Annotated in this window: 24 protein-coding genes and 1 riboswitch; of the genes, 13 read left to right on the top strand and 11 right to left on the bottom strand. The window is 66.6% G+C overall.

Annotation, left to right across the window (positions count from 1 at the left end; genetic code table 11):
- Window positions 1-46 precede the first annotated feature (46 nt).
- On the bottom strand, window positions 47-838 hold the full coding sequence (locus tag C4B30_RS31610; RefSeq protein WP_105133444.1) for a helix-turn-helix transcriptional regulator: 792 nt from the start codon (window positions 836-838) through the stop codon (window positions 47-49).
- A 109-nt stretch (window positions 839-947) separates the two neighbouring features.
- Between C4B30_RS31610 and C4B30_RS31605 the strand changes: the two genes are divergently transcribed.
- Window positions 948-2,027, top strand: a complete 1,080-nt coding sequence (locus C4B30_RS31605) for an alcohol dehydrogenase catalytic domain-containing protein (RefSeq protein WP_105133443.1) — start codon at window positions 948-950, stop codon at window positions 2,025-2,027.
- Window positions 2,028-2,098: 71 nt separating this feature from the next.
- Here C4B30_RS31605 and C4B30_RS31600 read toward each other — a convergent pair whose 3' ends face one another.
- The 3 genes from C4B30_RS31600 to C4B30_RS31580 all read right to left on the bottom strand — a co-directional run bounded on the left by C4B30_RS31600 (window position 2,099) and on the right by C4B30_RS31580 (window position 6,934).
- Entirely contained in the window at window positions 2,099-2,491 is a 393-nt protein-coding gene (locus tag C4B30_RS31600) for a 2-oxoglutarate dehydrogenase (protein WP_227789689.1), read from the bottom strand.
- 82 nt (window positions 2,492-2,573) lie between these two features.
- On the bottom strand, window positions 2,574-4,421 hold the full coding sequence (locus C4B30_RS31595) for a S10 family serine carboxypeptidase-like protein (RefSeq protein WP_105133442.1): 1,848 nt from the start codon (window positions 4,419-4,421) through the stop codon (window positions 2,574-2,576).
- A 698-nt stretch (window positions 4,422-5,119) separates the two neighbouring features.
- Window positions 5,120-6,934, bottom strand: coding sequence for an ExeM/NucH family extracellular endonuclease (locus C4B30_RS31580; protein ID WP_105133441.1), 1,815 nt, complete (start codon window positions 6,932-6,934; stop codon window positions 5,120-5,122).
- 109 nt (window positions 6,935-7,043) lie between these two features.
- Here C4B30_RS31580 and C4B30_RS31575 point away from each other — a divergent pair, with 109 nt between their 5' ends.
- Window positions 7,044-7,283 carry a HAMP domain-containing histidine kinase gene (locus C4B30_RS31575; RefSeq protein WP_105133440.1) on the top strand — a complete coding sequence of 80 codons (240 nt, stop codon included), beginning with the start codon at window positions 7,044-7,046 and terminating at the stop codon, window positions 7,281-7,283.
- On the opposite strand, the gene C4B30_RS31570 is transcribed toward C4B30_RS31575, so the two are convergent.
- The 4 genes from C4B30_RS31570 to C4B30_RS31555 form a co-directional block, all read right to left on the bottom strand.
- Window positions 7,280-8,488, bottom strand: a complete 1,209-nt coding sequence (locus tag C4B30_RS31570) for an MFS transporter (protein ID WP_105133439.1) — start codon at window positions 8,486-8,488, stop codon at window positions 7,280-7,282. The genes C4B30_RS31575 and C4B30_RS31570 overlap by 4 nt on opposite strands.
- 98 nt (window positions 8,489-8,586) lie before the next feature.
- A complete protein-coding gene (locus C4B30_RS31565; RefSeq protein ID WP_027782197.1) occupies window positions 8,587-8,772 on the bottom strand; it encodes a DUF1289 domain-containing protein in 186 nt (61 codons plus the stop codon).
- 2 nt (window positions 8,773-8,774) lie between these two features.
- Window positions 8,775-9,824: a CDF family Co(II)/Ni(II) efflux transporter DmeF gene (gene dmeF, locus C4B30_RS31560; RefSeq protein ID WP_105133438.1), complete on the bottom strand. Its 1,050-nt coding sequence runs from the start codon at window positions 9,822-9,824 to the stop codon at window positions 8,775-8,777.
- 11 nt (window positions 9,825-9,835) lie between these two features.
- Window positions 9,836-10,111, bottom strand: a complete 276-nt coding sequence (locus C4B30_RS31555; protein WP_012338822.1) for a metal/formaldehyde-sensitive transcriptional repressor — start codon at window positions 10,109-10,111, stop codon at window positions 9,836-9,838.
- A 116-nt stretch (window positions 10,112-10,227) separates the two neighbouring features.
- A riboswitch (yybP-ykoY riboswitch) is annotated at window positions 10,228-10,396 on the top strand.
- Between the two features lie 68 nt (window positions 10,397-10,464).
- On the opposite strand from C4B30_RS31555, the gene C4B30_RS31550 reads away from it, so the two are divergent.
- Window positions 10,465-11,475 carry a sodium:calcium antiporter gene (locus C4B30_RS31550; RefSeq protein ID WP_105133437.1) on the top strand — a complete coding sequence of 337 codons (1,011 nt, stop codon included), beginning with the start codon at window positions 10,465-10,467 and terminating at the stop codon, window positions 11,473-11,475.
- 5 nt (window positions 11,476-11,480) lie between these two features.
- On the opposite strand, the gene gstA is transcribed toward C4B30_RS31550, so the two are convergent.
- Window positions 11,481-12,119, bottom strand: a complete 639-nt coding sequence (gene gstA / locus C4B30_RS31545; RefSeq protein ID WP_105133436.1) for a glutathione transferase GstA — start codon at window positions 12,117-12,119, stop codon at window positions 11,481-11,483.
- A 136-nt stretch (window positions 12,120-12,255) separates the two neighbouring features.
- Between gstA and C4B30_RS31540 the strand changes: the two genes are divergently transcribed.
- The 10 genes from C4B30_RS31540 to C4B30_RS31500 all read left to right on the top strand — a co-directional run bounded on the left by C4B30_RS31540 (window position 12,256) and on the right by C4B30_RS31500 (window position 22,635).
- Window positions 12,256-12,636 (top strand): winged helix-turn-helix transcriptional regulator, encoded by a 381-nt coding sequence (locus tag C4B30_RS31540; protein WP_105133435.1) that lies wholly within the window; start codon window positions 12,256-12,258, stop codon window positions 12,634-12,636.
- 22 nt (window positions 12,637-12,658) lie between these two features.
- On the top strand, window positions 12,659-13,027 hold the full coding sequence (locus C4B30_RS31535) for a hypothetical protein (protein ID WP_027782187.1): 369 nt from the start codon (window positions 12,659-12,661) through the stop codon (window positions 13,025-13,027).
- Window positions 13,028-13,240: 213 nt separating this feature from the next.
- Window positions 13,241-14,632: an MFS transporter gene (locus C4B30_RS31530; RefSeq protein ID WP_105133434.1), complete on the top strand. Its 1,392-nt coding sequence runs from the start codon at window positions 13,241-13,243 to the stop codon at window positions 14,630-14,632.
- 550 nt (window positions 14,633-15,182) lie between these two features.
- Window positions 15,183-16,076 (top strand): helix-turn-helix transcriptional regulator, encoded by an 894-nt coding sequence (locus C4B30_RS31525; RefSeq protein WP_105133433.1) that lies wholly within the window; start codon window positions 15,183-15,185, stop codon window positions 16,074-16,076.
- A 352-nt stretch (window positions 16,077-16,428) separates the two neighbouring features.
- Window positions 16,429-18,069 carry a methyl-accepting chemotaxis protein gene (locus C4B30_RS31520; protein ID WP_105133432.1) on the top strand — a complete coding sequence of 547 codons (1,641 nt, stop codon included), beginning with the start codon at window positions 16,429-16,431 and terminating at the stop codon, window positions 18,067-18,069.
- Between the two features lie 270 nt (window positions 18,070-18,339).
- On the top strand, window positions 18,340-19,209 hold the full coding sequence (motA, locus tag C4B30_RS31515; protein WP_105133431.1) for a flagellar motor stator protein MotA: 870 nt from the start codon (window positions 18,340-18,342) through the stop codon (window positions 19,207-19,209).
- Window positions 19,210-19,219: 10 nt separating this feature from the next.
- Entirely contained in the window at window positions 19,220-20,173 is a 954-nt protein-coding gene (gene motB / locus C4B30_RS31510) for a flagellar motor protein MotB (protein ID WP_105133430.1), read from the top strand.
- Window positions 20,174-20,335: 162 nt separating this feature from the next.
- Window positions 20,336-20,461 (top strand): hypothetical protein, encoded by a 126-nt coding sequence (locus tag C4B30_RS36140; protein WP_267896665.1) that lies wholly within the window; start codon window positions 20,336-20,338, stop codon window positions 20,459-20,461.
- A gap of 155 nt (window positions 20,462-20,616) precedes the next feature.
- Window positions 20,617-21,168, top strand: a complete 552-nt coding sequence (locus C4B30_RS31505) for a hypothetical protein (protein WP_105133429.1) — start codon at window positions 20,617-20,619, stop codon at window positions 21,166-21,168.
- A 120-nt stretch (window positions 21,169-21,288) separates the two neighbouring features.
- Window positions 21,289-22,635 carry a DUF2325 domain-containing protein gene (locus tag C4B30_RS31500; RefSeq protein WP_105133428.1) on the top strand — a complete coding sequence of 449 codons (1,347 nt, stop codon included), beginning with the start codon at window positions 21,289-21,291 and terminating at the stop codon, window positions 22,633-22,635.
- Between the two features lie 24 nt (window positions 22,636-22,659).
- Here C4B30_RS31500 and C4B30_RS31495 read toward each other — a convergent pair whose 3' ends face one another.
- Together C4B30_RS31495 and C4B30_RS31490 are read right to left on the bottom strand one after the other, a co-directional pair.
- The gene (locus C4B30_RS31495; protein ID WP_059521914.1) at window positions 22,660-22,983 is read right to left on the bottom strand and encodes a winged helix-turn-helix domain-containing protein; all 324 of its coding nucleotides are present in this window, start codon (window positions 22,981-22,983) and stop codon (window positions 22,660-22,662) included.
- Window positions 22,984-23,103: 120 nt separating this feature from the next.
- Window positions 23,104-23,595 (bottom strand): molybdopterin-dependent oxidoreductase, encoded by a 492-nt coding sequence (locus C4B30_RS31490; protein ID WP_105133427.1) that lies wholly within the window; start codon window positions 23,593-23,595, stop codon window positions 23,104-23,106.
- Between the last annotated feature and the right edge of the window lie 25 nt (window positions 23,596-23,620).

Raw genomic sequence — 23,620 nt, 5'->3', positions numbered from 1 at the left:
CGATGCTTCGCTGCGTGGCCGCCTGGTGGCGCCGGCCGCAGCCGCATCAGGTTTCTTCATCGCCATTCACCGGCGTATAGATCGCCAGCTTCAGCGCGGGATCGTCGTTCGCCTGGAACGTCGCGTACTCGTAGCGCTGCGTGCCGCGTTGCGCATGCACGAGCACCTTCTCGCCCGACACGCCGCTGCGCACGTCATGCGCATCCCACCATTGCGCGAACTCGCCGCTGCCGGCGCGCAATCGCGCGACCAGTGCGACGAACGCCGGATCGCCCGCGTAGAGATCGTGGCTCGTGCGAAACAGCGCAATCATCCGCCGCGCCTCGTCGGCCCAGCTCGCGGCGAACAGCGCACGCGCGTGCGGCGTCTCGAACATGTAGACGAGGATGTTGCGATCGGCTTGCGCGAGCCGGTCGAAGCCGAGCACGTCGGCCGCGGCGGCATTCCACGCGAGGATGTCCCAGCGCCGGCCGGTCACGTACGCAGGCTGCTGAAGATGCGCGACGAGCCGCGCCAGAGTCGGCGGCACGCGTTCCGGCACGAACGCACGGGCCCCATCGCGCCGTGCGAGCGTGCGCAGATGGACAGCTTCGGCCTTGTCGAGCCGCAACGCGCGCGCCAGTGCGTCGAGCGTCGCATCCGACGGGTTGACGTCGCGCCCCTGCTCGAGCCGTACGTACCAGTCGACGCCGATGCCGGCCAGTTCCGCGACTTCCTCGCGCCGCAGGCCGGGCGTGCGGCGGCGCGGACCGTCGTGCAGGCCGACGGCCTCCGGGCGCAGCCTCTTGCGCCGCGAGCGCAGGAAATCGCCGAACGGGGTTCGCGTGGTGACGGTCATCGGGTTCGCTCCGAGCAGGGTGGTATCGGCCGATCCTGGGCTCGCGCCGGGCCTTGTTGCAGATTCTAAGCCTGCCAGAATCGACGCATCCCCACCGTCAGGAAGCGTCATGAAAGCTGCGATTCTGAAGTCGTTCGGCAGGCCGCTCGCGATCGAAACGATGCCGGACCCCGTGCTCGGCACCGGCGAAGTCATCGTGGACGTCGTCGCGACACCGGTTCTGTCCTATGCGCGGGAAGTGTTCAGCGGCGAGCGCCGCTATCCGATCGAGCTGCCGATCGTGCCCGGCTGCGGCGCGATCGGCCGAGTCCGGCAAACCGGCCCCGACGCGACGCAGTTGCAGCCGGGCGACTGGGTGTTCTGCGACCCGACCGTACGCTCGCGCGACGACGCACGGATGCCCGACATCGTGCTGCAGGGCTGGAGCACGCGTGGCGAAGGCGGCAAGCAGTTGCAGCGCTACTTTCACGACGGTCCGTTCGCCGAGCGGCTGCGCGTGCCGACCGAGAACGCGGTGCGCATCGGCGCGATCGCGTCGGCCGACGCCGCACGCTGGTGCGCGCTCAATACGTTGCTCGTGCCTTACGGCGGACTGCTGGCGTCCGACCTGCGCGCCGGCGAAATCCTGCTCATCAGCGGCGCGACCGGCAATTTCGGCAGCGCCTGCGTCGCGGTGGCGCTGGCGATGGGCGCGCGCTGCGTGGTCGCGCCCGGCCGCAACGTGCGCGTGCTTGCGGATCTCGAACGCCGCTTCGGCGACCGCGTGCGCACGGTCGAACTGAGCGGCGACGAAACCGGAGACCGTATCCGCATGCAGCAGGCGGCGCCGGGGCCGATCGACTGCGTGATCGACCTGATGCCGCCGTCGGTGCCCGCGACGACGGTGCGGGCGGCCGTGATGGCGGTTCGCCCGTACGGGCGCGTGGTGCTGATGGGCGGCGTCGGCATGCTCGGCGGCGCCGGGCTCGAGCTGCCGTATCCGTGGATCATGCGCAACGACATCACGCTGCGCGGCAAATGGATGTACCCAACGCAAGCCGTGACGCTGATGACCGGGCTCGTCCGCGGCGGGCTGCTCGACCTCGGACAATTCGACGTGACGGCCTTCGCGCTCGACGACGCGAACGACGCGGTCGCGCATGCGGCGGAGCATGGCGGGCCGTTCAGGATGACGGTGATCGCGCCTTAGCCCGCGCCCGCCGACGATTTCGGCGGCCGGTACGCTGGAAAGCCGCACCGGCCGCCGTCCTGCCTGCTACGTCACTCGTCCTGCTGTTCCTGCTGCGCCTGCACCTGCCGCTGCCGGATGAACTGCCGTACGTCGCTCATCGTCACGCGGCCGGTGTGCTTCGCATCGATCTCGTCGAAGTGCTTCGACACGAAGCCGAGCCCGCTGCTCTGCGCCTGCGCCTTCGTCACGGCTGCACCGTTGCTCAGCACGGTATTGCCGCCGAGCCTCGCGTCGACGCGCTGCTGCGCCTGCTGCTGCAACGCCGCGCCGGTCGACGGCAACACCGGTGCCGCCCGCGTGGCCGGAAAGAACGGACCGTCGACACCGCGCCCGCCGTGCGGCAGCTTCACCGGCGCCACCGCCTGCGGCGGCAACGCGTAGGCACTGCTCATCACGGCACCGAGCACGATCAACGGGGACATACGCCGCATCAATTGGATTAGGGACATGATCGCTCGCATTCAATGGATGAATAGAGGGTTCCGATGACCAGGCATCCGTCGCTCACGGGGCTGCCGCCAGCGTCGTCGCGGCCGCCGCGCCCGGGACGCTGCCGGTCGGTACGCTGGGCGGATTTTCATCCGGCCACGGCGGCGGCAGCGTGTGCAGCGTCAGCGCCGTCGGAATCCGCGCGCCCTTGTAGAACGTCTGCAGGTCCCGCTTCATCAGCGGACGGGCGACGTCGTCCAGGTAAGTCATGTGACCGCCCTGGAAGAAGTTCACCTGCAGCTTCGGATTCAGGCCCTTCACCGTCTGCAGCCGCGCGAGTTGCTTCTCCGTGTTGAAGAACGGCGTCGCGAGATCGGGGTAGCCGTTCTCCGCGAGCACGCGAAGCTTCGGGTTGAGCTGCAGCGCACCGAGCAGATCGGGGATCGTGTCGGGCATCGGCTGGCCGTCGTGCGAGAAGTCCCAGACGCCGATGATGTTGTCGTTCAGCGGCAGGTACGTCGCGTTCGGGGCCGTGTAGCCGAGGTAGTCCGGCATCTGCGTCGCGAGCGCGTTCGTGAACGGCTGCGAGATCAGGATGTCGGACGGATCGCCGTCGGTCTGCAGCCGCGGGTCGGAATTCGGCAACGACACGCGCCCGTCATACCGGCCGATCGTCGTGCCGGGCAGCAGGCTCGTGCCGAACGGATTCGCGTTGAAGTAGCCGCGCAGCGCCTGCTGCGTGAGGCTCGACGGGATCGACCACAGCCTGAGCGTCGCATCGCTCGGGAACACCGGCGTGCCGAGCGCATCCGGAATGCCGAGCTGGCTCAACACCCACGACTGCGAGTACTTCTGCAGCTGGTTGTAGATCAGCGTCGTGAACAGCTCCGTCTGAAATGCGTACAGATCCTGGTTCACCGGTGCGGGCGACACCTGGTTGAAGTACGCCGCGACCGCCGCGTAGCCGGGCAGATAGCCGGCCACCGTATCGGTATCGAGCAGCAGCCCTTCGGTCGACTGCGTGATCGCCACCGCTTCCACCGCATCCGCGAAGTAGTTCAGGATCGACGACTGCAGCACGATGCCCGTCAGGTGCACGCCGGCCGATTCGAGCGCGAGCGCGAGCATGTCGGTACGCGGCGTGCCGTACGATTCGCCGTACAGGTAGATCGGCGACGTGCCGCGGCTGTTGACGTTCAGGTAGCGCTGGATGAAGTCGCGCATGATGTTCACGTCGACGTCGGAGCCCCAGTACTTCTGGTTGGTGTTCGGCAACACGGCTTCCGACAGCCCGGTGCCGGGCGGGTCGATGAACACGAGGTCGGTGGTGTCGATCAGGCTCTCCGCATTATCGACGAGCGGATAGTTCGGCCAGTTGTTGCCGAACAGCGGATCGGGCGTGGCCACGCGGGTCGGCGCGAACGAGCCGAGCCGCAGCCAGATCGACGACGAGCCCGGGCCGCCGTTATAGACGAACGTGACCGGGCGCGGCTTGCCGTTCGTGCTGGGCGCGGTGTACGCGACATACGACATCGACGCTTCCGCATTGCCGTTCGCGTCCTGCGCGGTCAGGTGGCCGGTAGTCGTCGTGTAGTCGATCGTCTTGCCGCCGCCTTTCCACTGGTAATGCATGACGGCCGCTTTCTCGGACACCTGCGACGGCGCGAGGCCGTCGGTCGCGTTCATCGAGTACGCGACCGGGTCGACGTACGGCTGGTTGGCCGTCGGCGCCGGATTGCCGGCCGCCTGCGCGCTGGCCTGCTGGCTCGCCGTGGCCTGCGCGAGGCTCGATGCGCCGACGGACGACGAATCGTCGCCGCCGCATGCCGCGAGCGCCAGTGTCATGGCGGTCAATGCGCCTAGCCCGGCCAGCCGGCCGCGACGAACACGGCGGCTGCCGATACTGCTCCTGTCTGGTTTCATCTCTGCCCTTTGATTTCGGATACCGCGTCACAAAGGCCGCCAACGCCCGCGAAACGCGCAGGCCTACCCGCCACTCGCGTTGCACGGTCGGCAGTCGGCGGTTGGGGATCGGACTTCCAAGAGACTGAACGTGATACAGACACAGCAAACTGCTTGGCGAGAATGATGCCGGACGCGCCCCCTGCAGTTTGGACAACTTTTGTATAACTGAAACTTAAGCCATGACAAAAATAGGCGGTGCTGCGCCGCGTTGTCAAAGATCATTCGGATATTAAAAATCCCGCAATGATGCGAAGGGCGGATAGTGTCTGGAATTTGAAAGAAAACGGGATTATTCGTGAAAGGGGTGCCTTATCGGCAATGCCGCGTCGAATATTTTACTTTTTCCGCATAACGCAGAAGCCTTTCCTGCATCGGCGCAGCGCATTCAAAGCCTTCGGATCGACAGAATTATTCTTTCATTTTTATTATCGACAATCGATTAGGACGACGCAGCGGCATACGCACGTCATTCGGCAATTCGATTCACTTCCATCATTCTTCAATTACAGAATCGATGTGCACTGCGTCATCCATAAAATACCGGTTCGATTAATTCTTCGCGGCATTATTTACCCGATATTCGAACGGATTTCCCGGACAGGCGCGACGTACGGCATTGCCGTGCGCCACGCCTGTCGCAAAAACTCAAACCCTCGTCACTTCCCGCCGCCCGGCAGCGCGATATCGATCAGCACCGGATCGTGATCCGACGAACGATACGCATCGGCCGCATAGAACGTCTTCTGCTGCTCGGCCGACTTGTACGCGAGCGTGTACTGCAGCGCGAGCGGCTCGTCCGCGTTGATGTGCCATTCGTGCACGGCCTTCACGTGCGACGCGAGCGGCAGCGTCGCGAGCGCATGGTCGAGATAGCCGGCTTCGCCGTTGTACACGTAGCTGTACGCGTTCGCGCCGATCCAGCGCGCGACGAGGTTGCGGTAGCCGCGCGATTCGAGCGTGCGGATCGGGTCTTCGTACGTGTAGCTGTTGAAGTCGCCGATCAGCAGCACGCCCTGGCTCTTGATGCCCGTCGGATTGCCGGCCAGCCAGTCGGCCACCTTCGCCGCCGCGCGCGTGCGTGTCGGGTTCCAGCAGCCCTGGCCATCGCCCTGGTCGAGATCGTCGTTCGCGGCGTCCGGGCAGTTCTTCGACTTCAGGTGGTTCACGGCCACCGTCAGCGCCTGCTTGTTGCCGCCGGCCAGCCGGAACGACTGCGCGAGCGGCTGGCGGTTCTTGTCGTCGATCGCGAGCGTCGCCGCGCGACCGACCGGTTCGACCTTGCGGCTGTCGTAGATCAGCGCGACCGCGATCGCGTCGCCGCCGAGCCGCGACGTGCCCGGATCGACCACGCGCCACTGGTTGCCGAGCTTCGCCGCGAGCTGGCGCACCGCGCTCAGTTCGCCGTAACCGTTGTTCTGGATTTCCATCAGGCCGATCACGTCGGCGTCGATCGCCTTCAGCGCGCTGACGATCTTCGCTTCCTGGCGCTGGAATTCCTGGAACGTCTTCGCGCCGCGGTTGTTCGGATCGTCGAAGCCGCCGCCGAGACCGTTGCCGTTGAAATAGTTCAGCACGTTGAAGGAGGCTACGCGCAGGTTCGATTTCGGATCGCGCGCCGGTGCGTTGGTGCGCGGGTTCGCACGCGCGTCGAATGCCGGCACGGCCGCGCCGGGCAGCGGCTGCACGCGCCATGCGCCGTAACGCACTTCGAGCACGCCTTCGACGTCGCGCACGGTGTAGCCCGCGCGCAGCGTGTTCGCGGCCGACAGGCCCGGCGCCGGATACGGTACGGTCGCGGGGTTCTGCTTGTTCGAGCCGTCGTCGAGGATCAGGCGGTTGCGCGCGTTCGCGTCGATCTGCGTCTGCGCCTGTGCGGGCGGCACGACGCTCGTCGGCGTGCGCAGGCGGCCGTTGCTGAGCATCACGCTGCCGTAACGGCCGAGCTCGTAGTTGTCGGTGACGCTCAGCGTCTGCGGCAGGCGCACGAGCATCCCTTCGTATGCGGCGAACGCGTTCGGGCTGTCGACCGGCAGCGTGAGCGTCGCGGGCGTGACCGTCTGGCCGTTCGCGCACACCGCGATCGCGCCCGACAGCGTGAGCTGCGTCTGCCCGTATTTCTCCTCGACCTTGCCCGTCACGTGCACCAGATCGCCGGCCTTCGCGCGCGCTTTCGGTGCATAGACGAACAGGCCTTCGGACACGCCCGGCTGGTTGCGGCGCTGCGCGTCGGCCTGCTGGACGAAGAAGCCGCCGAAGCCGTCCGTGCCGCCGAAATCGGCGGTGACGACGGCTTCGATCGACGCGTTCTGGCCGGCGAGCGGCGACGGCGCGCCCGGCCCCTGGATCTCGGCGATCGGCGTCGTGCTGCCGCCGCAGTTCGGGCTGACGGGCGCGGCAGTGGCGGCGAATGCCGGCGCGGCGAGCGTCGGAAGCAGCAATAGCGGGGCAAACAGGCGGATTGTGGAGCGCATGGCGGGAATCCCGGTTGTGAGGGTGGCGAAAGCTTAGCGGCGCTCAATGACAGTTTTTGGTAATCGGCAGACAGGCCGATGTAATTGTCGTCATCACGCCGCGATCGCCATGCGCCGTACGATCGAGCCGATAAAACGCAGCGAATCTTCCGACGAAAACCGCCGCGCCAGACCATCCCCCGCAGCGCGCTCGGGACGAGTACGGCCGCCACTCGCGATCGTGAAGTCGATCAGGGAACGGCATCGCGGCAAGGTGGAGGTCGCAAGCCGCGACGGGCGCACGACGTTCGCGCTGTACTTTCCGAGCGGCACGGGCAGTCAGGTCATGCGCCACCGCGTGCGGCGCTAGCGATCCCGCACCGTACCGAACGACGTGCGAACGCACACGAGCAGCGCGATGGTCGCCGCGCTGAATACGGCTCCCGCGTAGAACGTCGCGGCAGCACCGGCCCGGTCCCACAGGGCGCCCGCGACGACGCTCGAGACGAGCGTCACGATGCCGCTGATCAGGTTGAATACGCCGAACGCCGTCCCTCTCAATTCGGCCGGCGCGGCATGCGCGACCATCGTCGCGAGCAGCCCTTGCGTCATCCCCATATGGAGCCCCCATAGCGCGACGCCGACGAGCACGGTCGGCCAGTACGCGCCGTGCGCCAACACGATATCGGCGGCGATCAGCAGGACGAGCCCGACCACCATCAGCTTCGTGTGGCTCGTCGTATCGGCGAGCTTGCCGAATGGGTAAGCGGACAACGCATACACGACGTTCATCGCGACCATCACGAGCGGCACGAGCGCGACGGGCACGCCGCTGCCCATCGCGCGCAGCACCAGAAACGCCTCGCTGAAACGCGCCAGCGCGAACACGCCGCCGACGGCCACCACCCACCAGTAGCGGGCGCCGAGTTGCGCGACGACCTCGCAGCGGATCGGGTTCACGCGCTTCTCGCCCGGCGCACGTGCCGGCTCGTCGATGCCGAACGCGAGCAGCGCCACGGCCAGCACGCCGGGAATCACGGCCAGCCAGAACGCGAGGCGGAAATTGTCGCGCCACGCCAGCATGATGACGACGGCCAGCAGCGGCCCGAGGAACGCGCCCACCGTGTCGAGCGACTGGCGCAACCCGTACGCGGCGCCGCGCAGGTGAACGGGCGTGACGTCGGCGACGAGCGCATCGCGCGGCGCACCGCGAATCCCCTTGCCGACGCGGTCGAGGATCCGCGCGGTCACCACGACGCCGATCGTCGGCGCGATCGCGAACAGCGGCTTGCTGAGCGCGCCGAGCGCGTAGCCGGTCACCGCGAGCCATTTGCGATTGCGCAGGTAGTCGCTCAGCGTGCCGGAGAACACCTTGACGACCGGCGACGTCGCTTCGGCGATTCCCTCGATCAGGCCGATCGTCGTCGCACTCGCGCCAAGACCCGCCATGAGGAACATCGGCAACAGGCTGTGGATGATTTCGGACGACACGTCCATCAGCAGGCTGACGCAGCCGAGCACCCATACGCTGCGCGGAATCTGGCGAAGAATGCCGGTCGATGAGTCGGTCTGCATGGGGCGCTCCCGGTTCAGGAATCCTGGCACTGGATGCCAGCGATACTACCGCAGGCCCGTGACACCGATCGCAGGCTTCGGGAGCGCGGGCGCCCTTGCTATTGCGCGTCGTCGCGCCGGAGTTTCGCTTGCCGGCGCGTACGGTCGTTGAGTATCTGGTGGCGGCGATGGTCGGTCAGCTTCTTCCAGTCGCGCGCCTCGTCGCGCGTGCGCAGGCAGCCGACACAAAAACCCGTGCGGCCGTCGAATGCGCACAGGTCGATACACGGCGATTTCACGGCCACGATCAGGCCGCCTTCGCAGGTGTCATCACTTCGACGGTCACGTGCGACACGCCGTCGAAGCCCGCGAGCAGCGCATGATAGAAACGCGCATCGCGTGCGGTGTCACCCGATTCGACCGACACGATCGCGCTCATGTGCCCGGGGCCCACGCGCCACACATGGAGATCGTTGACCTTGTCGCCGAGCGCCTCGATCGCGCGGCGGACGTTGTCCGTCAGCTTGCGATCGACGTTGACGTCGAGCAGGACACCGCCCGTATCGCGTATCAGCCCGTACGCCCAGTTGGCGATCACCAGCGCGCCGACGATGCCCGCGAGCGGGTCCATCCAGACCCATCCGAACGCGCGCGCGAGCAGCAGGCCGACGATCGCCAGCACCGACACGGCCGCGTCGGCGATCACGTGAACGTAGGCCGACCGGATGTTGTGGTCGCGATGCGCCGCCGAGTGCGAACCGTGACCATGATCCGCGTGGTGCGCGTGGTGCGCGTGGTGCGCGTGGTGCGCGTGGTGGTCGTGGTCGTGGTCGTGGTCGTGGTCGTGGTCGTGCGGATGATCGTGCCCATGACCATGGCGATGCCCGTGATGGTGATCGCCACTCAGCAGCCACACGCTGGCGAGGTTTACGGCGAGCCCCAGCACGGCGATCGGAATCGCTTCGTCGAAGTGAATCGGCACCGGCGCCAGCAGCCGCGCGATCGCCTCGTAGCCGATCAGCAACGCAATCATCGCCAGCACGATCGCGCTCGTGAAGCCGGCCAGGTCGCCGAGCTTGCCGGTGCCGAACACGAAACGCGGATCGTCGGCGTACCGGCGCGCATAGGTATAGGCCAGCGCCGCGATCAGCATCGCGCCCGCGTGCGTCGACATGTGCAGCCCGTCGGCGACCAGCGCGAGCGAGCCGAACAGCGTGCCGCCGACGATCTCGGCGATCATCATCGCCGTGCACAGGCCGATGACCATCCACGTCTTCCGCTCGTTCTGCGCGTGTGCGGCGCCCAGAAACGCGTGGCTGTGCATGCCGCCTGTTGCCGGGCCCTTGAATTCGTTCATGTTCGATCCGCTTACTTGAAATAGCTGTGCACGACGTCGATGAGCTGCTCGGTCGCGCTGCCTTCGTGTGCGTCGGGCGTGTCCGCATCGACGAGATGCGACCGGATGTGGTCTTCCAGCACGACGGCCAGCAGGCCGTTCATCGCGCCGCGACAACTCGTGATGAGTTGCAGCACGTCGTTGCAGCCGCGCTCGTCTTCCAGTGCCCGCTCGATCGCTTCGACCTGTCCCTTGATACGGCGCACGCGGTTCAGCAGCTTCTGTTTTTCGCGAACGGTATGGCTCATCGATAGCTCCTGTATAGGGTAGGGGAGTATATATCCTGACGACTACCCTCACCGGGCAAAGGGATATATTTTTTCGAGACGAAGGCTTGTCGAAAGAAAACCGCTCGGCTAGACTGCTTTCCGTCTTTGGGGAGTAGCCTGCTTTCCGTCCCCGGAAAGCGAACGCGTCAACACACTCGGCCTGCGGCCGTGGCGCGTTCGGCCTGATCGGCTTGGCGAGACCATGGGCACATCGCGTCGTTCCTGGTCGGACGGCGGCGGATGTGTCATGGTTCGTCAGCGTCCGACCACGGAGTCCCCATGTTCCTTCCCGCTCGCTTCCCTCACGCCCCCGCTGCCCGCGGAGGTGCCGCATGACCTTCATGTTTGTCGAACTGGCGTTCATGCTGATCGTCATCCTCGTCGCGGCCGAGGTCTTCACCAATGCGCTCGAACATCTCGGCGAACGCCTGAAGATTTCCGAAGGCGTGACCGGCTCGCTGTTCGCGGCCGTCGGCACCGCGCTGCCCGAAACGATGGTGCCGCTGCTCGCGCTGGCCGGCGGCACGTCGAACCAGGCCGTGAACGAAGAGATCGGCGTCGGCGCGATTCTCGGCGCGCCGCTGATGCTCGCGACGCTCACCACGTTCCTGATGACGCTCGCCGTGATCCGCTCGCGCGGGCCGCGCGGCACGATCGCCCCCGAACGCACGGGCTTCGTGCGCGACATGAACACCTTCCTCGCCGCATTCTCGCTGGCGACCGTCGCGATGTTCGTCCCGCATCACAACTGGGCCGTGCGCGCGCTGCTCGCCGCGATGCTGGTCGGCCTCTACGTGATGTACGTCGTGATGACGTTCCGCGCGTCGACCGGGCTCGTCGATGCCGGGCACGGCACCGAGGCGCCGCACGCGATGTTCCTGTCGCGCGTCGGCCTGCCGATCAACCTGGCGACGATCGTGCTGCAACTGCTGATCGGCGTCGCGCTGCTGGTCGGTGGGGCGAAGGGCTTCATTCACGGCGTGGAAGGCGTATCGCACGTGCTCGGCGTGTCGGCGCTGCTGCTGTCGCTGATCATCGTGCCGATCGCGACGGAACTGCCCGAGAAGGTCAACAGCGTGCTGTGGATCCGCCGCGGGAAGGACACCCTCGCGTTCGGCAACATCACCGGCGCGATGGTGTTCCAGGGCACGCTGCTGCCGGCGATCGGCATCATGCTGACGCCGTGGGAGCCGCGCCCCGAAGTGCTGACCGGCGTGATCATCACGCTCGCGGCGGCGGCCTGGCTGCGCGTCAATGCGCGCACGCGCGGGCTCGCGCTCTGGGCGTTGCTCGCGAACGGCGCGGGTTATGCGGGGTATCTGGCGTTGACGTTGACGCGCTGAATGCGTCAGGACGCGTTCGGCCGTGCATCGGCCTGCAACACCTGCTGCACGGCTGGCCGCTCGCGCACCCGCTCGTACCACGCACGCAGATGCGCATGCCGGCCCAGGTCGATATCCGCGTTGTACACCGAGCGCATCCAGTCGGCCTTGCCCCAGCCGGTCAGCGCGAACAGGTATGCATCGGCGACCGTGAACGTGTCGCCGGTGACGAACGTCCTGCCGTCGAGCTGGCGGTCGATCCACGCGAAGCGGCTGTCGAGCTTCTGCCGCACGGGCTCCACGTACTTCCCCGCCTGCACCGCATACAGCAGCGGGATGAAGCCCTTGTGGATCTCGGTGCCGAGAAAGTTGAGCCACTCCATCAGCCGGTAGCGCGCGAGCGTGCCGTAAGCGGGCGCGAGCGCGGCCTGCGGGCGCTGGTCCGCGAGATACTGGGCGATCACCGGCCCTTCGCCCAGCATCGTGCCGTCGTCGAGTTCGAGCAGCGGCACGTAGCCGAGTTCGGTCACGTCGTAGTAGTCGCGGCCGCCTTCGACGACATGCTTGCGCGCGTCGACCTTGACGATCTCCGCGTCGAACCCGCCTTCGCGCAGCACGATGCAGATCGCCTGCGAACAGCTGCCGGGAGCGTGATAGAGCTTCATGCGTTTCCTTCGTGAGTTGTCCATGTATCGATTCGCCGCGACGCGGGCGCTAATATCTCGCATCGGCGCAGCGCTGAGAAGACGGCAGTCGTTTGTGCCGTAGTCACAAAAAATTTACCGACCAGGATTCGGCACGATGAAAACGAGTGCGACAGGATGTTCCGTTGAAGAAGCGATGCGCCTGCTCGGCGGCCGCTGGCGGCTGCTGCTGGTGTCGTATCTGCTCGACGGGCCGCGCCGCTTCAGCGACCTGCGGCGCGACATGCCGGGCATCTCGCAGCGCATGCTGACGCTCGACCTGCGCGCGCTGGAAGACGCGGGGCTCGTGCAGCGGACCGTCTATCCGGAAGTGCCGGTGCGCGTCGAGTACGATCTCACCGCGGACGGCGACCGGCTGCGGCCGGTGGTCGACGTCATGCGAGAATTCGGGCTCTGGTTGAAGGCATGCGACGTGCGGACCGACACGATGCCCGACAGCGCGGCTGCGATCGACACGACGATGCACGCCCACGAATAACCCTTCAGCAGGAACCTCATTCATGGAACTTCACGCTACCGTCGGCGCGGCTACGTCCGACCTCGACGACGACGAAAGCTTCGCCAACATCTACTGTCACGATGCGGAGCAGGACTATTGCTTCGCGCTGTCGCGCTTTCCGGACGACACGCTGATCGAAGTGATGGTGCGCGACCAGCTCAACCTGCGCGTCAAGGATCTGTCGGTGCGGCTGACCGACGACACGATCGACGTCGAGATCGAGCCGGGCATCGCAGCGCGTCTCGACGGCCAGACGCGTTACGTGATTCATCTCGCGCCCGGTCAGTACGATCCGGTCACGCTGCGCGCCGCGTTGAAGGAAATCTTCATCGGCAAGAACGGCTATCGCGACGACAGCACGCGCGGCTGAACGCCCGCCTGCGCCCTCTCCTTCGTGACGACGCCGACACACACCGATCGGCATTCATTCCCACATATTGAGCGTCGAACGTCCCATTAATAGGGATGCCTGCCCAAATGTTGACGCACGCCGCGCCACGGCTCTAACGTTCGCTCCAACGCCATTCGATTCGGCCGCCTCGCTCGCGAGCGCCGGCCGGCGCATAGAACACAGGAGACGACCGTGGCCCAATCCGCGTCACGCACCCATGCCAACCCGCCGGAGCGGCCGTCCGCCCACACCGGTACCTCGTCCGAATCCGCCGCCCGCGCAACCGTGGCCGCGGCCCCCGCCACGCCGCCGAGCCGCAAGCGGCTGCTGATCCTCGTGCTGCTGTTCGTCACCGTCGTGATCAACTATCTCGACCGCAGCAACCTGTCGATCGCGGCGCCCGAGCTGTTCAAGGAACTGAACATCGATCCGGTCCGCGCGGGCCTCGTGTTCTCCGCGTTCGGCTGGACCTATGCGCTGATGCAGATTCCGGGCGGCTGGCTCGTCGACAAGGTATCGCCGCGCGTGCTGTATGCGGGTGCGCTCGCATTGTGGTCGGCCGCGACGCTGCTGCTCGGTTTCGCCGGCTCGTTCGTCGGGCTGATCGTGCTGCGCCTCGCGGTCGGCGCGCTCGAGGCGCCGGCCTACCCGATCAACAACCGCGTGGTGACGACGTGGTTCCCGACCCGCGAGCGCGCCAGCGCGATCGGCGGCTACACGTCGGGCCAGTTCGTCGGCCTCGCGTTCCTCACGCCGGTGCTCGCGTGGCTACAGGTGCATCTCGGCTGGCACATGGTGTTCGTCGCGACCGGCCTCGCCGGCATCGCATGGGCCGCGATCTGGTATGCGGTGTATCGCGAGCCGCGCGCGTTTCGCGGCGTCAACGCGGCCGAAATCGCGCTGATCCGCGACGGCGGCGGGCTCGTCGATCTCGAGGATCGCGTCGCGGCGCGCAGCGAACGCGCACCGTCGACGTGGCGCGACCTCGGCGTCGTGCTCGGCCGGCGCAAGCTGTGGGGCATCTACCTCGGCCAGTTCGCGCTGAACTCGACGCTGTGGTTCTTCCTCACGTGGTTCCCGACCTACCTCGTCAAGTATCGCGGGATGGACTTCATCAAGTCGGGCTTCCTCGCGTCGCTGCCGTTCCTCGCCGCGTTCGTCGGCGTGCTGTGCTCGGGCGTGCTGTCGGACTGGCTGATGCGGCGCGGCGCGTCGCAAGGCTTCGCGCGCAAGCTGCCGATCATCTCGGGGCTGCTGATCTCGACCTGCATCATCGGCGCGAACTACGTCAGCTCCACCGGCTGGGTGATCGCGTTCATGACGATCGCGTTCTTCGGCAACGGCTTCGCGTCGATCACGTGGTCGCTCGTGTCGGGGCTCGCGCCCGCGCGGCTGCTCGGCCTCACGGGCGGCGTATTCAACCTGATCGGCAACCTGTCCGCGATCGCGACGCCGATCGTGATCGGGCTGCTCGTCGACGGCGCGGACTTCTCGCGCGCGATCACCTACATCGCCGCGATGGCGCTCGCGGGCAGCCTGTCGTACGGGCTGCTCGTCGGCAAGGTGGAGCGCATCGACGCATGAACGCACAAGGGCGGCACGTTTGCGCCGCCCTGCTCGATCGCTGCTCCCTTGCGGTGTCACGACCGCCGCAACCCGTCACGCGCGAGGTCGTGAGGATGGCCGGCCGCGCAATCGGGCGCACATGTATCGGTATCGATTCCGACGGTGCGCAGGTCGGCCGCCAGTCGCTTTCGTCTCTCGCGATGTCGAGCGTCTTGAATTCGCCCATGCGTGCGCGTGGCGGCAGGATGTCCGTGATCACGGTAGTCATCGGAATCGTTTGCCGTTCGATTGAAAAAGGCCCAGACGCGGCGACTCGTCTACACTGCCCCGGTATGCCCTCTTCGGAATGACACGCGACGTTTTACGGGGCGAACGGATCGGCGGGACGCCTGCCGGTATTTCCCCCTGATGACGTCCCGCGCGGCAAGCGCTAGAATTCAACCGCTTCAAGGGCCTGCTCCCGCTGACGATGGACTTGCGGTCGGTCGCTCCGATGGCCAGCCTCACACATGCTTTTTTCGTATCGGCGGAACGCGCGTGATGGGCGAAACAGCCCCCTGGTAACCGCATGCTGCTCAACGTGAATTCCTTGCACCGCGACAACGATCGCTTCGACGTATCGTTCAAGGCATTGGGCGAGCTGATCGAGACGGTCGGCACGCCGCACTTCGTGCCGCGCCTCACGCAACTGCTGAACCACATCGTGCCGCTCGACGTCGCGCACGTCGAACGTTCGCGCGTCGACGGCACGATGCCCACCGGCTACCGTTGCGAATGGATCGGCAGCAGCGGCATCGGCGCCGCATCGGCCGAAATCTCCGACGTGATGACGCTCTACTACGAGCGCTTTCTCGACAGCGACCCGCTGTTCGCGGGGCTGCGCGGCAAGACGGGCACGATGCTGGTGGTGCGCGACATCGCGGCGATCCCGCCCGGCGAATTCCGCCAGCGGCTATTCGACGACGTGCATATCGGGCATGAATGCGTGCTCGCGCGGGGCACGCGCTATTCGCAGCATTCGATCGCACTGGAGCGCGGCCGCGGCCGGCCACCGTTCACGCTCGCCGAGATGAACCGCTTCCGCGACATCAGCGACATGCTGTTTCCGCTGCTCGAACTGCATGCGTCGACCACCGCCGCGCGGCGCATCGCGCACGCGACGCCCGACGTCCATCCGCTCGCGCAATTCGATGCGCGGCTCGCGGCCGACGGCGTGAAGCTGTCGAAGCGCGAATACGAAACCTGCAAGCACCTGCTCTCCGGCAAGACCGTGCCGGAAACCGCCGGAATTCTCGGCGTGCGCGTGGCGTCGGCCGAGTCGTACGTGAAGCGCGCATTCGCGAAGCTCGGCGTGCGCACGAAGCGCGAACTCGCCGCGTGGGGCTCGGCCGCGACGTCATTCCCTTCCGCCGGATCGCACGACGGCGCGCTGCGGCCCGGTCAGCCCGCCGTCTCCGGCTGACCTGACCGCGCGGCCGCCTTCGGCTGCGCCGCGTCGGTGCCGCGACGCCACTCGCATCGCTGGCCCCGCCGAAGCAGGCTTCACGTGTCCAGTCTTCCGTCCCCACATGCGTTCCTTTGTGGAGAAGGCTCGGCCATCGATCCCTTCATTGAAACCCGCCGCTCCCCTCCCGGGCGCGACACGGCGGCGACCACGGGTTTCACAGGATCCAACTTTCGCCCGCACCCGCCGATAACCGGAGCAGGAGCGTCCGGTCTCCGGACAATCCGCCGGCCGCCGCCCGCTCGTCCTTTCAATGGCGCTTCACTTGGCAACCCTGCGCGATTTTCATTCGCACGCACGAGGGCTCGGGATGTACAAACTCAGTTTTTCGCAGAAGCTGTGGCTGCCCATGATCGTCAGCCTGATCGCCTTGCTTGCGGTGTCGGTATCGGCCGCGTGGCAGTCGCGCGAAACGCGCATCGACGAGCGCAAGCGCGACCTCGAGAATGTCGCGCATATCGGGCTCGCCATCGTGACCGAGTATGCGGCGCAGGCGCAAAGCGGCGCGGCCTCCGACACGGACGCGCGCAAGCGGGCGCTCGACAGCCTGCGCGGTATCCGCTACGGCGAGGACGGTTACCTTCTCGTGATCAATTCGAAGCCGCAGATGGTGATGCATCCGATCAAGCCTGCGCTCGAAGGCAAGAGTCTCGCCGACAGCGTCGATGCGGACGGCCGCCGCCATTACGTGACGTTCGCATCGGTCGCGCAGGCACCGGACGGCGGCTTCGTCGACTACGTTTTCCCGCATCCTGGCGCGGCGTCGGCGCAGGCGGTCGGCAAGATCGGCTACGTGGTGCGCTATGCGCCGTGGGACTGGATCATCGCGACCGGCGCTTATGTCGACGATATCGACGCCGCGTTCATGAAGTCGCTGTGGCTCATCGGCGCGATATTCGTCGCGGTATCGGCGGTGCTCGTGGTATTCGTCGTGGTGACGAACCGCAGCATCGTGCGCACGATCGGCGGCGATCCGGCCTACGTCGCCAAAGTCGCGAACGCGATCGCATCGGGAGATCTCGCCGTCGAAATCCGCGCACGAACGGGCGAAACGTCGAGCCTGCTGTACGTCATGCAACGGATGCGCGGCGCGCTGGCGCATACGATCCGCGAGATCAAGCATGCATCCGACAACGTGGCGAGCGGGGCGAACGAAATTGCGACCGGCAACGCGGAGCTGTCATCGCGCACCGAAAGCCAGGCGATGTCGCTGCAGGACACGACGTCTAGCATGGAACGAATGACCGCGATGGTCCGCCAGACCGCCGACAACGCGCACACGGCAAGCGACCTGGCGACGAACGCCGCGAATATCGCGGTGCGCGGCGGCGACATGGTCACGCAAGCGATCGCGGCGATGCGCGACATCTCGAGCGAATCGGGCCGGATGGTCGAGATCATCACGACGATCGAGGGCATCGCCTTCCAGACGAACATTCTCGCGCTGAATGCGGCGGTCGAAGCAGCCCGCGCGGGCGAGCAGGGCCGCGGCTTCGCCGTCGTCGCAAGCGAGGTGCGCAGCCTCGCGCAGCGTAGCGCGACCGCGGCGAAGGAAATCCGCGCGCTGATCGGCCATGCCGTTCAAAGCGTCGGCAGCGGCGCGGCCCTGATCGAGCAAACCGGTTCGACGATCGACGAAGCGCGCGACGCGATCATGCGCGTGACGGGCGTCGTGCAGGAAATCGCCGAGGCGGCGGCGGAACAAAGCGCCGGCATCGACCAGGTGAGCGTCGCCGTGACGCGGATGGACGGCATGACGCGGCAGAACACCGCACTCGTCGAGCAGGCGGCGACCGCGGCACAGTCGCTGAAGGATCAAGCCGTGAGCCTGCAGCGCGCGGCGGCGGCGTTCCGGGTGAGCGACGCCGTCGATCGCGACGCCGACGTGCCGATCGTGCACGACCGGCTCTCCGGAAACAGGGAACATCCGCGCTTGCGAACGGGCTACTGACGCGGCGACTCCGGAATGGAAATCCTCGGGGATTCCCGACCACATGCGCGTTCTCCGTGCATCCGCCCCATGCACGAGCAACATGACCAACGCGTGTTACGCGTAATCACTGGTTCAGTTATGCAGAATAATGACGTTATCGCGTCCATACCGTCGGCTGGTGCGGCACGCGATGCTCCGCTGCCGCCGCGGGAATCGAGCGGGGCCGAAGCTGTCCCGCTCGCCTTTCGATAATCGGACACCGCAACACAAGTCTCAAATGAGGTAATCATGTTTGTCGCAATCGGGTGGATCGTCGTGATCGGGTCAGTGATCGGCAGTTTCGTCGGCGTCGGTGGCCATTTGCCGGCGTTGCTGCAACCCTTCGAGCTGCTGTGCATTTTCGGTGCCGCGCTGGGAGCGTTCGTCGTCAGCAATCCGGTCACGACGCTGAAGAAGACGATCAAGAGCCTGCCGACCTGCTTCAAGGGAGGCGGCTATACGAAGCAGCAGTATGTCGAGCTGATCGCACTCCTGTACGAACTGCTTCAGAAAGCCCGCAAGGAAGGCTTGATGGCGCTCGAGGCCGAGGTCGACGCCCCCGAGCAGAGCCCGTTGTTCCAGAAGTATTCGCACGTGCTCGAAGATCACCATCTGCTCGACTTCATCGTCGATTACCTGCGGATGATGTCCAGCGGCAACGTGAACGTGCTCGAGATGCAGGATCTGATGGACGAAGAACTGCACACGCATCATGCGGAAGCATCGATCGCCGCCAACGCGATCCAGAAGATGGCGGACGGCCTGCCGGCGTTCGGCATCGTCGCAGCGGTGATGGGCGTCGTGCATACGATGGGCTCGGTCGGCGCGCCGCCGGCCGTGCTCGGAAAGATGATCGCCGGCGCGCTCGTCGGCACCTTCCTCGGCATCCTGCTCGCCTATGGGTTCGTCGGCCCGCTCGCGGACCTGCTCAATGCGAAGGGCCGCGGCGCGGCCAAGCCGTTTCAGTGCGTGAAGGCCGTGCTGCTCGCGTCGATGAGCGGCTACGTGCCGGCGGTCGCCGTGGAATTCGGCCGCAAGGTGCTGTTCACGGCGGATCGCCCGAGTTTCAAGGAACTCGACGAGGCTGTCCGCGCGACCCGGTCGCCGAAGGCAGCGTAACGGAGGCGTCATGGCCGACAATCGCGCCAACCCGTCGAAACAGTCCGCATCGTCGCCGCTCGTCGTCGTGCGCCGCAAGAAAGGCGACGACCACGATGCGCACCACGGCGGCGCCTGGAAAATCGCCTACGCCGATTTCGTCACGGCGATGATGGCGTTCTTCCTGTTGATGTGGCTGCTGGGCTCGGTCTCCAAGTATGACAAGCAGGGCATCGAGGCCTATTTCAACACGCCGCTGTCGACCCTCCTGTCCGGCGGAAAAGACGCGGACGCGCCGCGCCCGAGCGTCGTTCAAGGTGGCGGCCGCGACATGTCGGACCCGGCGCCGGCGATCGACAGAAAAGACCCGTCGCCGGCCGACTCGCCCGCGGCGCTGGCCAGCGCGGTGGATACGCGAAAGCTCGAACGGCTGAAGGCGAAGCTGACCGCGGCGATCGCACAGAGTCCGTCGCTGCGGGCCTACCAGGACCAGATCCGGATCGCGATCACTCAAGAGGGCTTGCGCATCGAGATCGTCGATTCGCTCAAGCGGCCGATGTTCGCGTCGGGAAGTTCGGCACTTGAAAGCTATGCCGCGACGATTCTCGCGCAGATCGGCACGGCCCTCGACGATGTCGAAAACCGTGTGTCGATCGCCGGGCACACCGACTCGACACCCTACCCCGACGGCCGGACCGGCTATTCGAACTGGGAACTCTCCAGCGAGCGCGCGAACGCCGCGCGGCGCGCACTGGTGGCCGGCGGGCTGCGGGAAGAAAAGCTGCTGCAGGTGCGCGGGCTCGCGGATGTGCTGCCGCTCGACAAGAACGTCGCGGACGAGCCGACCAATCGCCGCATCAGCATCCTCGTCATGAACAATGCCGCGGAGCAGGCGTTCTTTCGCGACGGCGGCCGCACGACCGTGGACGAGACGCCCGGCGCCCGGGGCGCCGTCCTGCCGGTGGCGGTCACGCAGCCGCACTAGGCGCGATCCGAGGGCAGTCCGGGCGGCGGCACGCGGGTGGATTGCCTCCGCAGTCGAAACATCGGTTCGGCACCGGCAACGGATCACGGCGTCATCCTGCCCGCCATATCAGCGAACCCATGCGGGCCCGGCCCGCTCGCGACAGGCGATGGCGGCGCCGACATGAGCGCAGCGCCGACCGCGCATCCGCCGATCGACAGGGTCTCGCTTACCGGCAGCACGACGGCCGGCCGCAAGGTCATGCACGCTACGCGCGACGGGCTCGTCGCGACCGTCGGACCGTCGTGATGCGAGACGCGTGACGCGCGATGTGCGCGACCGATCGATCAGTGCGGCCGTTAGGGTCATTGGCGATACGGCGTCTCGCGGCACGGTGTCGCCTTTTTTGCTTTATCGATATATACCGTAAAATATATCGATACCTGCACACCCGGAGAAACGACATGACCCGCATGCCGACGGATCTCGCCCCGCTGCGCGCCGCACGGGAACAGCCGCTTGCGCGCAAGATCAGTGCGCTCAAGCCGTTGTCGAGCGACGCGCGTGCGCAGCAGGTCACGGATGTCGTCGACGCATTCCGGCGCCTGCGCGGCAGCGTCGTGCGCTTTATCCGGATGTTCTCGGCCGCGCGCAACGCAACCGCGCCTGAGGATGCGCTGTCCGCGATGGGTTTTCGCGAGTTGCTGTCGACGCTCGAAGCTGACGCACGCGCCGCACGCTTCACGCACCTGCCCGATCTCGAACGGGCGATCGGACACGCGCACCGTCTTGAACGCACGCGCGACGACGTGTTCTCCGATTCATTCAGCAACGACCCGGCCGCGATGCGCGACGCGGTCGCTGCGCTGGAGCGTGTCGACGTGCTGTTCGTGGGGCTGTGCGTCGAGTCCGTGATGGAACACCACGCGCAGGCACCGCTCCCCGTTTCACCCGCAGCGCCGGTGCCGGCCCCGGCCGCACTGCCGCGCACCGACCGTTCAACCGCACTCTGCTGAGCGCGCCACAGTGCCTTTCTCCGCGATTTCCCTGGAATTTCTCTCGTTATATTCCGTGGTATATTTCGCAAATCTTTCCCGCATCCGTCTCCGGTCCGACCGCGCCGGATAGAGGTCAACATGCATGCTCCGCCCTTTCGCCTTGCCCGCATGGCGGACCTTCCGTCGTCCGGCGCCCATCCGTCCGCGGGAACCGGCGCGCGGATCGACGCATGCTGCGCGCCGTCCCGTGCGCAACAGGCTGAGCTGAAGCGCCGCACGCGCCTGTTCGAACTCGATTCGCATCTGCACTGCTCGATCATCGGCACCTGCCTGACCACGCACGAACTGCGCAAGCTCGTGCCGAAATTCACCGATCTCGACCGCCAGCGCGCGACCGACCTGGAAATTCACCACGCGGCCGTCGAGCTCGCGATCGAAGGCGCGGCCGGCGGCAAGGCGCTGCACAAGGCGCTCGACGAGCGCTATGCAGGCGCGATACGCGCGTTCGACAGCGCGAAGGATGCGGACGAACTCCTCGCGCGCTGGAAGGAAGCCCTCAAGAACGGCGACATTCCGCCCGCGTACTGGGCGCTGATGACGCATCCGCGCACGACGATGAGCGTGCGCCAGGCCGCGTTCGGCGATCTGCACATGCTGTCGCACCTGGTCGGCGCGGCCAATCGCGCCGATATCCGGCGGCTGGTCGCACTGGAGGAAGAGAATGCCGCGCTGCACGCGAAGATCGAACGGCAGCAGGCGCGCCTGCACGAGATGAGCACGCAGCGCGACGCGGCGCAGCAGGAACTGGATGCGATCCACGCGCGCCAGAACGCCCAGCCGCTGGCCAACGACGCCGTGTTGCGCGACGAAGTGCGGGAATTGCGCGAAGCGCTGGCCGCGCGCGACGAACGGCTCGCGCTGCACACGAGCCGCCGCGAGGCGGCCGAGCAGCGGGTTGCCGCGGAACAGGCAAGCGCCCGCGCGATGCGCGCGCGGCTCGACGACCTGATGGCGATGGTGAAAACGCTGCGCGCCGAAGCGAGCGCGCTCGAACAGGCGGTGCTGGCATCGACGGACGATCCGGCCGAACCGGCCATGGACACGCTGTCGATTCTTCGGCGCAAACGCATCGTCTATGTCGGCGGGCGGCCCGGTTCGAACCGCGCGATCCGGCGGATCGTCGAGGCGTCCGGCGGCGACGTGACGATGCACGACGGCGGCATCGAGGATCGCAAGGGCCTGCTGGCCGCCGCGCTACCAGGCGCGCACCTGGTCGTGTTCCCGGTCGACTGCGTCGACCACGATTCGATGAACCTGCTCAAGCGCATCTGCGAACGCCACCGGATCGCGTACTACCCGCTGCGGACCGCCAGTGTCGCCAGCTTCGTCGAACTGATCGGGCGGCTCGATGCGCAAGCGCGTGACGTCATGTCGCCGGATGCGTCCACGGGCGGCACGCCGCGCTTCTGCCTGCGGCACGGGTAGGCAAGAGCCGACCGAACGCATCCTTCAGCGGCGCACCATCTTCGTGAGCGCGGCGATCTCGTCCGCGCAGGCCGCGTATGCGCGCGCCTCGATCCCGCGATAGAGACGAATGATCTCCTCGCCGACCGGCGTGAGCACGCTGCCGCCGCCGCTCTGCCCGCCATGTTCGGAAACCGTGGCCGGCGATTTCAGCGAGCGGTTCAGCTCGTCCATCAGCAGCCACGCGCGCCGGTACGACATCTTCAGGCTGCGCGCCGCCGCCGAAATCGAGCCGTGCTCGCGCACGGCCTCGAGCAGCGCGACCTTGCCCGGACCGAGCGCGATCGTGTCGGCTTGCTGGATGCGCATCCTGAACCGCACCTCTGGCTTGGGGTGTACCGAAGTCTTCATGTTGTCCCGCCGTTTAAACGATGCGGGCAAGCATACACGATGGCCGACGCGGCAAACGCCGCCAGCATGCGCGCCGGCTCAGACCTCGAGCACGCGCGCGACGATGCCGGCCAGCCGCTTTACGTGACGCGGCGCGGGCAGTAAGTCGGCGCCGGAGAATAGCAGTGGCGCGCCGTCGTCGATCGACAGCGGCGCATCGCCGCATTCGAACGCGACGATCACGTGCTCGCCGACCGGCGTATTGAACAATTCATGCCATGAAAACGTGACCGCATAACCGTCGTGCGCATGTGCGATGAACACCGTGCGCTTGAAGTCGCCCGGCTCGTCGTTGCGCAGGCCGGCTGCATCGAGCAAGTCCTTCAGTCGCGCGCCGCGATACGGCGCGACCGAGCGGATGAAGCGGTTCGTCGTGAAGCAACGCAGGTCGAACGGTTCGGCCGTTGCGCTCGCGTGCCGACGCAGATCGTCGAGCGTCACCGTCATCGGCCGCACGAATGCGCCGGTCAGCGCGATCGAGCCCGCCGCCGCCTGATGCGCCGAAGGCGCCGCCGTCCCTGCCATCTCCATCGCCCGCCTCCGTCACGGCCCGCCG

It is taken from the genome of Burkholderia sp. BE12, assembly GCF_002959955.1.
GTDB lineage: Bacteria > Pseudomonadota > Gammaproteobacteria > Burkholderiales > Burkholderiaceae > Burkholderia.
The sequence above is the reverse complement of the archived record's forward strand: the minus strand, read 5'-3'. Positions and strand labels throughout refer to the sequence as shown.